Source organism: Curtobacterium sp. MWU13-2055, from assembly GCF_023242305.1.
GTDB lineage: Bacteria > Actinomycetota > Actinomycetes > Actinomycetales > Microbacteriaceae > Curtobacterium.
Genome location: NZ_JALLIO010000003.1, coordinates 366,186 through 378,682 on the forward strand (window position 1 = coordinate 366,186; position 12,497 = coordinate 378,682).

Consider the following 12,497-nt stretch of genomic DNA (forward strand, 5'->3'; position numbering starts at 1 on the left):
GAGCCCGCTACTGCTGGCCCTTGCCGACCCGGCTGTTGCGGCGGCTGTACCCGAAGTAGATGGCGAAGCCGATGACGAGCCAGACGACGAACCGCAGCCAGGTCTCGACCTCGAGGTTCAGCATCAGCCAGAAGCACAGCACCGCCGACAGGATCGGGATCACCGGCGACCACGGCACCCGGAACGAGCGCGGGGCGTCCGGGCGCGACTTGCGGAGCACGATGATGCCGATCGACACCAGCACGAAGGCCGACAGCGTGCCGATGTTGATCATGCCCTCGAGCTTGTCGACCGCCGTGAACCCGGCGAGCAGCGCGACGACGACCCCCGCGACGACCTGCACGCGCACCGGCGTCTGCGTCTTCGGGTTCGTCTTCGAGAACCAGCGCGGCAGCAGACCGTCGCGGCTCATCGCGAAGACGATGCGGGACAGACCGAGCAGCAGCACCATGACGACGGTCGTCAGACCGATCAGGGAGCCGATGGCGATGATGCCGGCAGCCCACGGCAACCCGACGATGTCGAAGGCCGAGGCCAGGGACGGTGCGTCCTCCTGCGCCAGGCGCTGGTAGGAGACCATGCCGGTGATGACGATGCTGACGCCGACGTAGAGCAGCGTCACGATGCCCAGGCCGATGAAGATGCCGCGGGGCAGCGTCTTCTGCGGGTTCTCGGTCTCCTCCGCGCTGGTCGCGACGACGTCGAACCCGATGAACGCGAAGAACACGAGCGACGCCGCGGCGAGCAGCCCGAAGACGCCGTACTGCGCGGGCTCGGAACCGGTGAACCACGACACGAGCGACTGGGTCCAGACGCTGCCCTCCGCGCCCTTGGCGGGCTCCGACGGCGGGATGAACGGGGTGAAGTTCGCGGCCTTGACGAAGAACGCGCCGGCGACGATGACGAACACCACGATGGCGACCTTGATGATCGTGATGACCGCCGAGACCCGCGACGACAGGCGGGTGCCGAAGGCGAGCAGCACCGTGAAGATGCCGACGATCAGGACCGGGCCCCAGGTGAACGGGATCGGGCCGAGCTGGATCGTGCTCGGCAGGGTCACACCGAACACGTCGAACGCGGTGCTGAGGTAGATGCCCCAGTACTTCGCGATGACGGCGCTCGCGGTGAGGGTCTCGAGGATGAGGTCCCAGCCGACGATCCAGGCGAGCAGCTCGCCCATCGTGGCGTACGTGAACGTGTACGCGGAGCCGGCGACGGGAATCGTCGAGGCGAACTCGGCGTAGCACATGATCGCCAGGCCACACGTGACCGCGGCGAGCAGGAACGAGATGATGACGCCGGGCCCGGCGAAGTTCGCGGCGGCGTTCGCGCCGACCGAGAAGATGCCGGCGCCGACGGCGACCGCGATGCCCATCGCGGCGATGTCGAACGTCTTCAGGGAGCGTTTCAGGGACCGGCCCTGCTCCTCGGAGTCGGCCAGTGAGGCCTCGATCGACTTGATGCGGAGCTTCGTTGCCATGGGGTGGATCCCGTCATCGACTGGGCGGCGGACCCCGTGACATTACTGGTGTACCACCCCGACACGCAAACAGCGGAGCCACTGGGCGCATGGGAACCAGGTTCCGGACGCGGAACCAGGGAACGGCGCGGTGCAGTGTCCGGAACCAGGTTCCGTGGGCAGGGCGGGTCGACCGGGAGGCCCGGCTCGGCTCAGGCGGATCGGCGCCAGTCCGCCAGGAACCGCGCTCCGGCCTCGTCGTGGATCACCCCGTCGGGTGCGGTGAGCACCGGGTACGGCGTCGCCGGCACGCCGTCCGAGGGACGGACGTCGACGTGCGCGACCTCGTGACCGTTCGCGTGCAGCCAGTCCGCCATCGCGTAGTCGCTGCGCGAGTCACCCATCGTGCGCCAGGCCGTCGGCAGCTCGCCGTCCTGCGCCAGGAGCTCGAGCGACCGCTCGGCGCCCATGTCCTTGCCGCTGCGGTCGGACTCGACGTCGGTCGAGATGATCGTCGGGTCGATCCGCCACTGCACGGCGCCGTCGGCGTCGGGTCGGACGTCGTCGAGACGGCGCACGCCCAGGCCGCGACGCTCGAGGGCCGCCATCGCCTTCGCGTCGAACTCGGGCTGCCGGGCCAGGTACGTGGCGTTCGGCACCTCCACCCGCTGCTCGATCGACACCATGGCGCGCTTCGTCTCGTCGAAGAACACCAGGTCGGCGTACTCGGTGCGGACGAGCTCGCGCATCTCGTCGGCGTAGTCGCGCGGGAGCGCCAGGTCGTCGGCGACGGTGAGCTCGCTCATCCCGCCCTCGTACTGCGGGCCGATCGAGCACCAGACGGCGCCCTTCTCGCAGACGGCGTGCACGCGGCCACCCTCGGCGAGACCACCGGCGAGCAACGGACCGACCACCTCGCTCCGGATGAAGGCGTCGCTCCGGCCGGTGTTGAAGACGACGGGGATGCCCTCGGCGGCGAGGGCGACGAGGTCCTCGATGATGCTCGGGATCGCGATGGTGCGGGAGACGGGGCTGGCGATGGGCCCGTCGACGTCGAGCAGGAGTCCGAGACGAGGTGCGTTCACGGCACCATCTTCGCAGGAGTGCTGAACTCCCCAGCACGAGCTGGGTTCACCACGCCATCCTCTCGCAGTCAGCTGCTCGGTGAGACGACCCGGACCAGGAACCCGTCGAGCACGGCGCCGATCGCGGCCGGTTCGGGCACGTGACCCTGCCCGGGGACCTCGACGTAGCCCGAGCCCGGCACGGCCTCGACGACCGCTCGGGCCGCCTGCCGCATCCACTCGTGGCCGTCGCTGCCCGCGGCGACGAGCACCGGGACGCCGACCGCTGCTGCCACCCGCTCCGGGATCGCCAGGCCGTTGAGCACCCGCACGTCGCGGCTGAGCACGTGGGCGTCGACGACGAGTGACCGCCAGAGCGCACCCTTCAGCCGCAGCGCCGAGATCTGCCCCATCGGCACCCCCAGGACGTGCGCGAGGAACGCCCGGACCGCTTGGGCGCGACGGCCGGCGGCGACGTGTTCGTCGAGCAGGTCCGCGAAGACGACGTCGTCGGCGTGCGGGTCGACCGTCGCTCGGTACGGCGGCTCCCACAGCACGGCGGCCCCGAGCGGGACGCCGGCGGCGAGGCCCCGGAGGACCACCCCCGCGCCGACGCAGAGGCCGAGCGCGGCGACGGGTCCGTCCACACTCGCGACGACGGCCGCGAGGTCCTCGACCTCGCGTTCGATCGTCCACGGGGTGGTGTCGCCGCTCGCACCGCGGCCCCGCCGGTCGTACGTGATGACCCGGTAGCGGTCCTGCAGGCCGCCGGTCAGGTGCTCGACGGTGGGGGTGCCGTGGTGGTCGAAGGCGCCACCGACCACGACGAGCGCCGGACCGGTCCCCGCGTCGGACACGGCGATCACCGTGCCGTCGGCGGAGACGACCGTGCGGTCGACGTGCTGGTCCATTGGGGGCCTTCCGAGGGTGGTTCGACGGCGCTGCGTCGGGTCCTCGGGAGGGACCGGGCGGGTCGGTCCTCGAAGCATGGCATCGGAGCGCTCCCACGTCACCACCCGCAACCAGGGGGAGACGACCGATCCGGGCCGGCTCCGCTCAGCGGTCGCGGTAGATCGCTCGGCGGTGGCCGGCATCGACGACGATCACGATGAGTCGGCCGTCGTCGATCTCGTAGATCAGACGGTAGTCACCTGATCGCACCCGCCAACCGGGTCGGTTCACGAGCTTCCGAGCTGCCGGGGGCCGCGGGTGGTCGGCGAGGATCGCGAGGAGTCCCTCGATCCGCCGACGACCGTCGGGCGGGAGCTTGCGGATGACACGTTGCGCGGACGGGATGACCTCGACCGACCAGGTCATCCGAGTCCGAGTTCGCGCTTGAGATCGTCCCACTGCACGTTCTCGCCGCCGATGCGCTTGTTCTCCGCGATGGCAGCGTCGTACGCGACCAGGTCGTCGAGGTCCTCGGCCGCCTCGAGCAGGCGGTCCAGGACATCCGCGTCCACCACCGCCGCGACGCGCTTGTTGCGCCGGGTCAGGTAGACGGGTTCGTGCCGGGCGTCGTCGATGATCGACGCCAGGCGGCCACGTGCTTCGGAGATCGACACTTCGCTCACCTGTACATTCTAGAGCGTTTTGTACAACTCAGACGAGCGCCGTGGTGCCGACCGACTCTCGTTCGAGCAACGATCGCTTGACGTCGAGCCCCCATGCGAAGCCCCCGAGCGTGCCGTCCGACCGCAGCACCCGGTGGCACGGCACGAACAGTGCGGGAGCGTTCCGTGCGCACACGCTGGCGGCGGCCCGCACGGCGTCCGGGCGACCCATCGCCCCCGCGAACTCGGTGTAGGTCAGGGTGCCGCCGGCGGGGATGCGGCGGAGCTGCCGCCACCCCTCGGTGAACAGGTCGGTGCCGAACTGCCGCACCGGCACCTGCATGGCGTGCTCGACCTCGCCCGAGTAGAAGGCGTCCACGGCGTCGGCAGCGGCGACCGTGCCGTCGACGATGCGACTGGGCCGGTACCGGTCGGCGAGCCGCCCGAGGATCCGGTCGACGGAGTCGGTCCAGCCCGAGGCGAGGACGCGGCCCTCGGCGTCCTCGAGCACGGTGAAGGCCCCGTCCGGGGTGTCCAGGGTCTGGATGGTTGCGTCGGTCATCGTTCGTCCTTCCGAGGGTCGTTGTCTGCGTGCCGCGCACGGCCGGTGCCGTGCACCCGCGCACCGGCGGCCGTCGCGATCGCGCGGTCGATGATCGGTCGCCAGCAGTGCATCGTCAGGTAGCTCCGCCAGGGCGCCACCTGCTCCGACCATAGGGAGAGCTCGCGCGCCGTACCGGGCAGTCCGAGTTCCTGTGCACCGTTGCGTACCGCGAGGTCGCTGTGGAGGAACACGTCGGGGTGGTGCCGGACCCGGAGCGCCACGTAGTCGGCGGTCCACGGCCCGATGCCCTTCACCGCCAGCAGCCGCTCGCGCAGTTCGTCGAGGGACTGTCCGCCGTCGATGACGAGCGACCCGTCGGCGAGCGCCGCGGCGACCCGCAGGATCGTGTCGACGCGGGCGGCCGGACCGCGCAGCACCTCGTGGCCGCGGGCGGCGATGACCTCGGCGGACGGGAACAGCAGGCCCTCCGGCAGGATCGCCGACGGCACGGCGGCACCGAGCGCCGCCACGAGCCGCGTCTGGGCCGTCCGGGCCGCGGCGACGGAGACCTGCTGCCCGATGAGGGTGCGGAACACGATCTCGTGCGCGTCGACGGCACCGGGCAGCCGCAGGCCGGGGACCCGCCGCACGGCCGCGGCCAGCTCGGGCACGGAGCCGAGCACCGCGTCGACGGCGACCGGGTCGGCATCGAGGTCGAAGTACGACCGGACGCGGGCGACGAGCGTCGGCAGGTCGGACAGGTCGGTGACGCGCACCCGCAGGTCGATCCCGGTACCGCGACCGGCGGCCGTGGAACCGGCCGTCCCCGCGACCGCGGCCGACGCGCTGAACCAGCCCGGGCCTCCCGGCAGGTCGAGCAGCCGCCCGTACGAGGTGACCCGACCGGATTCGTCGGTGTCCACCTGCTCCAGGCCCGGCAGGGCGTGCAGCGCGTGCCAGTCGAGGAGCCCCTGCGCGTCGAACGGCGGCCGCGCGGGCACGTGCACGTGCAGTGCGCCGTCGGACCCGGGCCGGAGCGTCCGCCGGGCGCGCAGCTCGGACGGGGTGACGGCGAAGACCTCGCGGACGGTCTCGTTGAACTGGCGGACGCTCGCGAACCCGGCGGCGAAGGCGACGTCCGCGATGGGCAGGTCTGACGACGTCAGCAGGGTGCGTGCCGTCTGGGCGCGGTGTGCGCGGCTGAGTGCCTTCGGGCCGGCACCGAGCTCGGCCGTCATGATGCGGTTGAGCTGGCGTTCGGAGTAGCCGACCCGTGCGGCGAGGCCCGGGACACCGTCGCGCTCGACGACGCCGTCGAGGACGAGGCGCATGGCGCGACCGGCGACGTCCTCGCGCAGGTCCCACTCGGGGCTGCCGGGGGTCGCTTCGGGCAGGCAGCGCTTGCAGGCACGGAAGCCGGCCAGGTGCGCTGCTGCACTCGTGCGGTAGAAGGTGACGCCGGTCTCGCGGGGCGTGCGTGCCGGGCAGCTCGGTCGGCAGTAGATGCCCGTGGAGTGCACGGCGGTGACGAACTGGCCGTCGAAGCGTGCGTCGCGCGAGGCGACGACGCGGTAGCGCTCGGCATGCAGCTGGTCGGTTCCGGGGATGGTCACGGGCCCAGCCTGACACGCACCACCGACCGCGACTGGCGGAAATCGGACGCCGCGGCACGTCGCGTGGTGCGGGTGGCGGGCGGCCCGAGGTTCCGAGGTTCCGAGATCTCGGCATGTCGGCGCTCGGTGTGCTCGCCCGTGGAACCTCGGCGCCACACCGACGGCGTGTTGTGGAACCTCGGCGCAGTGCCGACGAGGGCACGGCGTCGACCGGGAGGCCCGGCTAGCGTTGGGCGGGTGACCTCCGGAGACGACGTGGCCGGGTCTGACCACCGGGTCGGCTCCGACGAGCTCGCCGACTCCGTCGACCTGCCGTTCCGGACCGACGTCGAGGTCGCGCTGCTGCTCGTGTCGCGCCGCCACCGTTACGAGGGCAGGCCGGCCGACGGTGCCCTGCCGGTCCGATCGGACGACCCCGACGAGCTGCGCGACCGCATCGAACTGCGCGCGGGACTCGGCATCGTCGGCGACCGCTACTTCGCGGCGCGGGCGCACGTGCACGCCTCGGTCACGGTCATCGGGCTCGAGGGCCTCGAGGAGGTCGGACGATCACTCGGCGTGCCGGTCGACCCCGTGGCGACCCGGCGGAACGTGTTCCTGCGAGGCGCCGACGTCGAGTCACTCCGGGGCGAGCCGTTCTCGCTCCAGAGCCCCGGCAGCGGTGCCGTGCTGTTCCGCGGGTACCGGCCGGCGAACCCGTGCGCCTGGATGGACCACGAGGTGGCGCCGGGTGCGTTCCGGGCGATGCGTGGACGGGGCGGGGTGCGGTGCGACCCCGAGTCCGACGGCGTGCTCACCCTCGGACCCGCGGTGCTCCGGACGACCCGCCCCGTCGCGCCGGGCTGACGGCGGTGCCGTCAGCGGCAGGGCCGTCAGCGGCAGCGCACCGTGCTCACGCTGTCAGCGCGCTCTCGATCGCGTCGACGAAGGCCGGCAGGTCGTCGGGGTTCCGCGAGGTGATGATGCCGCCGTCGACCTGGACCTCCTGGTCGACCCACTCGGCGCCGGCGTTCCGGACGTCGGTCTGCAGCGACGGGAACGAAGTGATCGTCCGTCCGCGCAGCACACCGGCCTCGATGAGGGTCCACGGGCCGTGGCAGATCGCCGCGACGGGCTCGTTCGCCTCGACGAAGGCCGTCACCAGGGAGACCGCCGAGTTGTCCTGTCGCAGGGTGTCGGCGTTGATGGTGCCACCGGGGACCACGAGCGCGTCGTACCCGGTCACGTTGACACCGGCGATGGTGGTGTCGGGGTCGAGGGACTTGCCGGGGTCCTTGTCGCCGACCAGGGTCGCGATCGAACCGGAGTCCTGCGCCGCCACGGTCACCGTCGCGCCGCGCTCGCGGAGCTGGTCGACGGGCACGACGATCTCGTCCTGCTCCACGCCGTAGTTCGTCGCGATGACGAGGACCTTCTTGCCGTCCAGGGTTGCCATGGTCGCTCCTTCCGCGGCCCGGTGATTCCGGCCGCACGTGCGGCCCGGTTGTTCCGGCCGCACACCCGAGGGTCGTCGGGGAGCGCTGGGCGTGCCCGCAGGACGCAGCGGGTCCTCAGCCGCGGATGCGGAAAGCGGACCCTTCGGGCTCGACGGTGATGCCCTCGTACCCCGACACCCGGTAGAGCCCGGCCGTGACGTCCGACTCGTGCGGGCCGACGACGACCGTGGTCGCTCCGGAGGCGATGGCCGACTCGAGGCCGGCGGGGGCGTCCTCGAACGCCACGCAGTCGGTGGCCTCGACACCGAGCAGCGCGGCACCGCGCAGGTACCCGTCGGGGTGGGGCTTGCCGTGCTCGACGTCCTCGGACGGCACGAACGCCGTCGGCATGGTCAGGCCCGCTGCCGCCATCCGGCCGGCGGCCAGGTCGCGCGGTGCACTGGTCACGAGCGCCACCGGCACGCCTGCGTCGAGGAGCCGGTCGACGAAGGCTGCGGCGCCCGGGATCTCGAAGATGCCCTCGCTGCTCGCGCTCTCCTCGGCGACCAGCGCAGCGGCGATGCGGAGCTGTTCGTCGCGGTCCAGTTCGGGCAGGAAGTGCTCGATCGTGCTGATCGCCTGACGGCCGTGCGAGAAGGCGAGGATCTCGGCCGGGTCGATGCCGCGGTCCTGACCGAACCGCGTCCAGGTGGCCTCGACCACCGCGGTCGAGTCGACGAGCGTCCCGTCCATGTCGAAGAGGACCCCGGACGCCACGATGTCGATCACGCGCCCGACCCTAGCCGACGCGGTCGGCCGGCACCGGGACTCGGGCGGACGGCTCCGCCCGGACGTACCGGGTCAGCAGCACGTCACCCGCACCGCGGAGCACGTGCGCGGGCCGCATCCGTCGCAGCTCCGGTGAGCTGCCGCGGGCGATCCGGGGCCCGGTGCCGCCCTCGAGCGACGGGTCGATCGTCAGGGTCAGCTCGTCGACGGCGTCCGCGGCGATGAGCGACCCGAGGAACGACGGCCCGCCCTCGCAGTGGATCGTGCCGAACCCCCGCGCCACCAGTGCGTCGCGGACGAGCGACACGTCGACCGAGTCGGGGTCGGTGTCGGTACTGCAGGGCACGACGTCGGCGACGGACGACAGCGCGACCCCGGCGTCCGACGTCGCCGCAGCCGCGGAGGTCAGGACGACCGCCCGGACCGGGGCCTCGGTGAACACCCGGGATCCGGCGTCCAGTGACAGTGACCGCGACACGATCGCGAACACCGGGTGGTCGGGCAGGCCGTGCGCCCGGCGCCAGGCCACGTCGGCGTCGTGCAGGACCATCGGCCCGTAGCCCTCGTCGCGCACGGTGCCCGCGGCGACGAGCACGACGTCGGCCACCCGGCGGAGCAGGTCGAACACGCGCAGGTCGTCCGGGCCGCCGAGCGACCCCGAGACCCCGGCGGCCGAGGCGGACCCGTCGAGCGTCGCCACGAAGTTCACCCGCAGCCACGGCGCCGAGGCACCCGCCGTGTACAGGTCGATGAGGTCGTCGTCGGACAGGTCCGCGATCGACGGGGGCAGGAGGTTCACGTGTTGTGCCGTGCTTCCACCGGGGCGCGCCAGCCGAGGGTCGCCTCGACCATGCGCATCGCGTCGACGCTCTCGGCGACGTCGTGCATCCGGACGATCCGCGCCCCGAGCATCGCGCTCACGGTCGCGACGGCGAGCGACCCCGCCAGGCGTTCGCCGCGCGGGCGTCCGAGCGACTCCCCCACGAAGTCCTTGTTCGACACCGCCGCGAGCACCGGGTAGCCGAGCGCCACGACCTCGGGCAGGCGCCGGGTCACCTCGAGCGTGTGCACGGTGTTCTTGTTGAGGTCGTGGCCCGGGTCGACGACGATCCGCGACTCCGGGATCCCCGCGGCGAGCGCCCGGTCGACGCGCTCCCGCAGGAACCCGACGACGGACGCGGTGACGTCGTCGTACTGCGGCGGCGCTGCGAGGGGCCGTCGGGGTTCGGCGAGCGAGTGCGTGATGACGATCGTCGCCTCGGAGTCCGCGACGACGGTCGCCATCCGGGGATCGGACAGGCCGGTGGTGTCGTTGACCACGCTCGCGCCAGCTGCGATCGCCGCCGCGGCGACCTCGGGGCGGAACGTGTCGACGCTGATGGTGACGTCGGACTCCTGGGCGAGCTGCTCGACGACGGGCACGACGCGGTCGACCTCGTCCGCAGCGGGCAGTTCCGGCCCCGGAGCGAACTTCACGCCGCCGATGTCGACCCAGTCGGCGCCCTGTTCGGCAGCCCGGACGGCGGCGGCGACGGCGCGGTCGAGCTCGAAGGTGGCACCGCGGTCGTGGAACGAGTCGGGCGTGCGGTTCACGATCGCCATCACGGCGATGCGGTGGTCGAAGTCGAACGTTCTGCGTCCGATCGTACGGACCGGCTGCCGCAGGTCCGGCACGACCCAGCCGGGTGCGGTCGATCCTGCCTGGAGGCCCGTGGCGGCCCCCTCAGTCGTCACGCGTCCGCCTCGGGGTCGGGCACACGCCCCGCACCGATGAGCGCGATCGCCTCCGCCCGGCCCGCGGCGTCGGCCAGCGAGCCGTTCGCCGCGACGGTGACGGTCGTCGAGCCGGTCTGGCGCTCCCCACGGGTCGTCACGCACTGGTGCTGCGCGTCGAGGACCACGAGGACCCCCTCGGCACCGAGCCCCTCGGCGATCGTCGCGGCGACCTGCTCGCCCAGCCGTTCCTGCAGCTGCGGACGCGAGGCCACGGCGTCGAGCACACGCGAGAGCGTTCCGAGCCCGATCAGACGGTCACCCGGCGCGTAGGCCAGGTGCGCGACCCCGAGGAACGGCAGCAGGTGGTGCTCGCAGACGGACCGGAACTTCACGTCGCGGACGATGACGAGTCGGCCGCGTTCACCGTCCTCGGCGTGCACCGTGCCGTCGCGGGCGATGGCCACGGCGTCCGTGCCGATGCCGGCGAAGAACTCGGCGTACGAGTCGGCGACCCGAGCGGGTGTGCGTTCGAGTTCGGGGCGGTCGGGATCCTCGCCGATGCCGAGCAGGAGTTCGCGCACCGCGGCCTCGACGCGGGCACGGTCCATGCGTGACTTCACCGGTCCATCCAACACCAGCCATGGCCGGAGAACGCGAGCCGGCGCACGGCGTGACGTCCCCCGATCACGCGGGTCGGGCCTCCCGGTCGGACATCGGCGCACCCTGCGCGCCCTGTGAGGATCCTGTGACATGCCGGAAACCCAGCAGGCTTTAAACTTGCTCGGTGAGCGCCACGAAGACCGACACCCCACCCCGGAACCGCTTCGCGACCGGCCTCGATCGATACTTCTCCATCACGAAGCGCGGATCCACGATCCCGCGCGAGGTGCGAGGCGGACTCGTCTCGTTCGTGACGATGGCGTACATCGTCATCCTCAACCCGCTGATCCTCGGTGGTTTCAGCGCCGACCAGGCCGCCAAGGACGTCTCCGGCGGCTGGCTCGAGAACGCGCAGGTCGCCGCCGCGACCGGCCTCGTCGCCGGCCTGATGACCATCGCCATGGGCGTCATCGCGAACCTGCCGTTCGGCATCGCCGCGGGCCTCGGGATCAACTCGTTCCTGGCCGTCAGCGTCGTGCAGCAGGTCACCTGGGCCGAGGCGATGGGACTCGTCGTCATCAACGGCGTGATCATCGTGGTCCTGGCGTTGACGGGGATCCGGACGATGATCTTCACCGCCGTCCCGGCACAGCTGAAGGCAGCGATCACCGTCGGCATCGGCCTGTTCATCGCCTTCATCGGCCTCGTCGACTCGGGCTTCGTGCGCTCGTCCGGGCTCGCGTCGCCGCCCCTGCAGCTCGGTGAGGACGGCTCCGTCGGCGCCCTGCCGACCATCGTGTTCCTGATCGGCCTGGTCATCATCGGCACGCTCATGGCCCGCAAGGTCAAGGGCGCCCTGCTCATCGGGATCGTCGCCACGACGATCATCGCGATCATCCTGCAGGCGATCTTCCAGGTGCCGACCTCGGTCGACTCGAAGACCGGCTGGAACCTCAACGCCCCCGGCCTGCCGAGTGCGCTCTTCGCGTTCCCCGACCTGTCGCTCGTCGGCCACGCTGACCTGTTCGGTGCATTCAGCCGCATCGGGCCGTTGGCCGCGTCGATGCTCGTCTTCACCCTCGTGTTCACGAACTTCTTCGACGCGATGGGCACCATGACCGGCCTGGCGAAGGCCGCCGGCGTCGCGAAGCCCGACGGCACGTTCCCCCGCCTGAAGTCGGCGCTCGTCGTCGAGGGCGTCGGCGCGATCGCCGGCGGTGGCGCCTCGGTGTCGTCGAACACCGTCTTCATCGACTCCGCCGCCGGCATCGGCGAAGGCGCGCGCACCGGCATGGCGTCGGTCGTCACCGGCCTGCTGTTCCTGGCGTCGATGTTCCTCACCCCGCTCACGCAGGTCGTCCCGCTCGAGGTCGCCGCCGCCGGACTCGTCGTCGTCGGCGCCCTGATGGTGGCGCAGGTGGCGGACATCTCCTGGACGGACTTCGGGTCGGCCCTGCCCGCGTTCCTGACGATCGTCGTCATGCCGCTCACCTACTCGATCGCGAACGGCATCGGCGTCGGCTTCATCAGCTGGGTCCTCATCAAGCTGCTGTCCGGCCGGGGTCGCGAGGTGTCGTGGCTGCTCTACGTCGTCGCCGCGGGCTTCCTGCTGTACTTCGCACGAGGGCCGCTCGAGGCGCTGCTCGGCGTCGGCTGAGGCCGGGGCGCCGGCCCGGGGCCGGCCGGGCCGGGCCGGGCCGGGCCGGGCCGGGGCTGGTCTGCAAGAGCGACAGTTCCTGTG

The 12,497-nt window shown here is 71.9% G+C and carries 14 protein-coding genes; 2 read left to right on the plus strand and 12 right to left on the minus strand.

Annotated elements, in window-relative coordinates:
- Positions 1-7: 7 nt before the first annotated feature.
- The 7 genes from M4960_RS09415 to M4960_RS09445 form a co-directional block, all read right to left on the minus strand.
- The gene (locus M4960_RS09415) at positions 8-1,483 is read right to left on the minus strand and encodes an amino acid permease (protein WP_123293079.1); all 1,476 of its coding nucleotides are present in this window, start codon (positions 1,481-1,483) and stop codon (positions 8-10) included.
- A gap of 191 nt (positions 1,484-1,674) precedes the next feature.
- On the minus strand, positions 1,675-2,547 hold the full coding sequence (locus M4960_RS09420; protein WP_131845918.1) for a hypothetical protein: 873 nt from the start codon (positions 2,545-2,547) through the stop codon (positions 1,675-1,677).
- Positions 2,548-2,615: 68 nt separating this feature from the next.
- On the minus strand, positions 2,616-3,437 hold the full coding sequence (locus M4960_RS09425) for an alpha/beta fold hydrolase (RefSeq protein WP_248704090.1): 822 nt from the start codon (positions 3,435-3,437) through the stop codon (positions 2,616-2,618).
- A gap of 145 nt (positions 3,438-3,582) precedes the next feature.
- Complete coding sequence (locus tag M4960_RS09430; protein ID WP_123293075.1) at positions 3,583-3,843, minus strand: type II toxin-antitoxin system RelE/ParE family toxin; 261 nt, start codon at positions 3,841-3,843, stop codon at positions 3,583-3,585.
- On the minus strand, positions 3,840-4,100 hold the full coding sequence (locus tag M4960_RS09435) for a type II toxin-antitoxin system Phd/YefM family antitoxin (protein WP_123293073.1): 261 nt from the start codon (positions 4,098-4,100) through the stop codon (positions 3,840-3,842). The genes M4960_RS09430 and M4960_RS09435 overlap by 4 nt, the downstream gene beginning before the upstream one ends.
- Positions 4,101-4,128: 28 nt before the next feature.
- Positions 4,129-4,641 (minus strand): methylated-DNA--[protein]-cysteine S-methyltransferase, encoded by a 513-nt coding sequence (locus M4960_RS09440; protein ID WP_111083519.1) that lies wholly within the window; start codon positions 4,639-4,641, stop codon positions 4,129-4,131.
- Positions 4,638-6,230, minus strand: coding sequence for an AlkA N-terminal domain-containing protein (locus M4960_RS09445; RefSeq protein ID WP_374202943.1), 1,593 nt, complete (start codon positions 6,228-6,230; stop codon positions 4,638-4,640). The genes M4960_RS09440 and M4960_RS09445 overlap by 4 nt, the downstream gene beginning before the upstream one ends.
- A gap of 315 nt (positions 6,231-6,545) precedes the next feature.
- Between M4960_RS09445 and M4960_RS09450 the strand changes: the two genes are divergently transcribed.
- Positions 6,546-7,082, plus strand: a complete 537-nt coding sequence (locus tag M4960_RS09450) for a molybdenum cofactor biosysynthesis protein (protein ID WP_248704169.1) — start codon at positions 6,546-6,548, stop codon at positions 7,080-7,082.
- 46 nt (positions 7,083-7,128) lie between these two features.
- On the opposite strand, the gene M4960_RS09455 is transcribed toward M4960_RS09450, so the two are convergent.
- The 5 genes from M4960_RS09455 to folE all read right to left on the minus strand — a co-directional run bounded on the left by M4960_RS09455 (position 7,129) and on the right by folE (position 10,764).
- Positions 7,129-7,671, minus strand: coding sequence for a type 1 glutamine amidotransferase domain-containing protein (locus M4960_RS09455; RefSeq protein ID WP_248704092.1), 543 nt, complete (start codon positions 7,669-7,671; stop codon positions 7,129-7,131).
- 115 nt (positions 7,672-7,786) lie between these two features.
- Positions 7,787-8,440: an HAD-IA family hydrolase gene (locus M4960_RS09460; RefSeq protein WP_248704093.1), complete on the minus strand. Its 654-nt coding sequence runs from the start codon at positions 8,438-8,440 to the stop codon at positions 7,787-7,789.
- A gap of 10 nt (positions 8,441-8,450) precedes the next feature.
- Entirely contained in the window at positions 8,451-9,239 is a 789-nt protein-coding gene (locus tag M4960_RS09465) for a pyrimidine reductase family protein (RefSeq protein ID WP_248704094.1), read from the minus strand.
- Entirely contained in the window at positions 9,236-10,174 is a 939-nt protein-coding gene (folP, locus tag M4960_RS09470) for a dihydropteroate synthase (RefSeq protein WP_248704095.1), read from the minus strand. The genes M4960_RS09465 and folP overlap by 4 nt, the downstream gene beginning before the upstream one ends.
- Positions 10,171-10,764 carry a GTP cyclohydrolase I gene (gene folE / locus M4960_RS09475; RefSeq protein WP_123293064.1) on the minus strand — a complete coding sequence of 198 codons (594 nt, stop codon included), beginning with the start codon at positions 10,762-10,764 and terminating at the stop codon, positions 10,171-10,173. The genes folP and folE overlap by 4 nt, the downstream gene beginning before the upstream one ends.
- A gap of 176 nt (positions 10,765-10,940) precedes the next feature.
- Here folE and M4960_RS09480 point away from each other — a divergent pair, with 176 nt between their 5' ends.
- A complete protein-coding gene (locus M4960_RS09480; protein ID WP_123293062.1) occupies positions 10,941-12,413 on the plus strand; it encodes an NCS2 family permease in 1,473 nt (490 codons plus the stop codon).
- Positions 12,414-12,497 lie beyond the last annotated feature (84 nt).

Coding starts and splice junctions, on each gene's coding strand:
- folE (WP_123293064.1), bottom strand. CDS start 10,764: ATGGACCGTGCCCGCGTCGAGGCCGCGGTGCGCGAACTCCTGCTCGGC.
- M4960_RS09440 (WP_111083519.1), bottom strand. CDS start 4,641: ATGACCGACGCAACCATCCAGACCCTGGACACCCCGGACGGGGCCTTC.
- M4960_RS09415 (WP_123293079.1), bottom strand. CDS start 1,483: ATGGCAACGAAGCTCCGCATCAAGTCGATCGAGGCCTCACTGGCCGAC.
- M4960_RS09425 (WP_248704090.1), bottom strand. CDS start 3,437: ATGGACCAGCACGTCGACCGCACGGTCGTCTCCGCCGACGGCACGGTG.
- M4960_RS09455 (WP_248704092.1), bottom strand. CDS start 7,671: ATGGCAACCCTGGACGGCAAGAAGGTCCTCGTCATCGCGACGAACTAC.
- M4960_RS09430 (WP_123293075.1), bottom strand. CDS start 3,843: ATGACCTGGTCGGTCGAGGTCATCCCGTCCGCGCAACGTGTCATCCGC.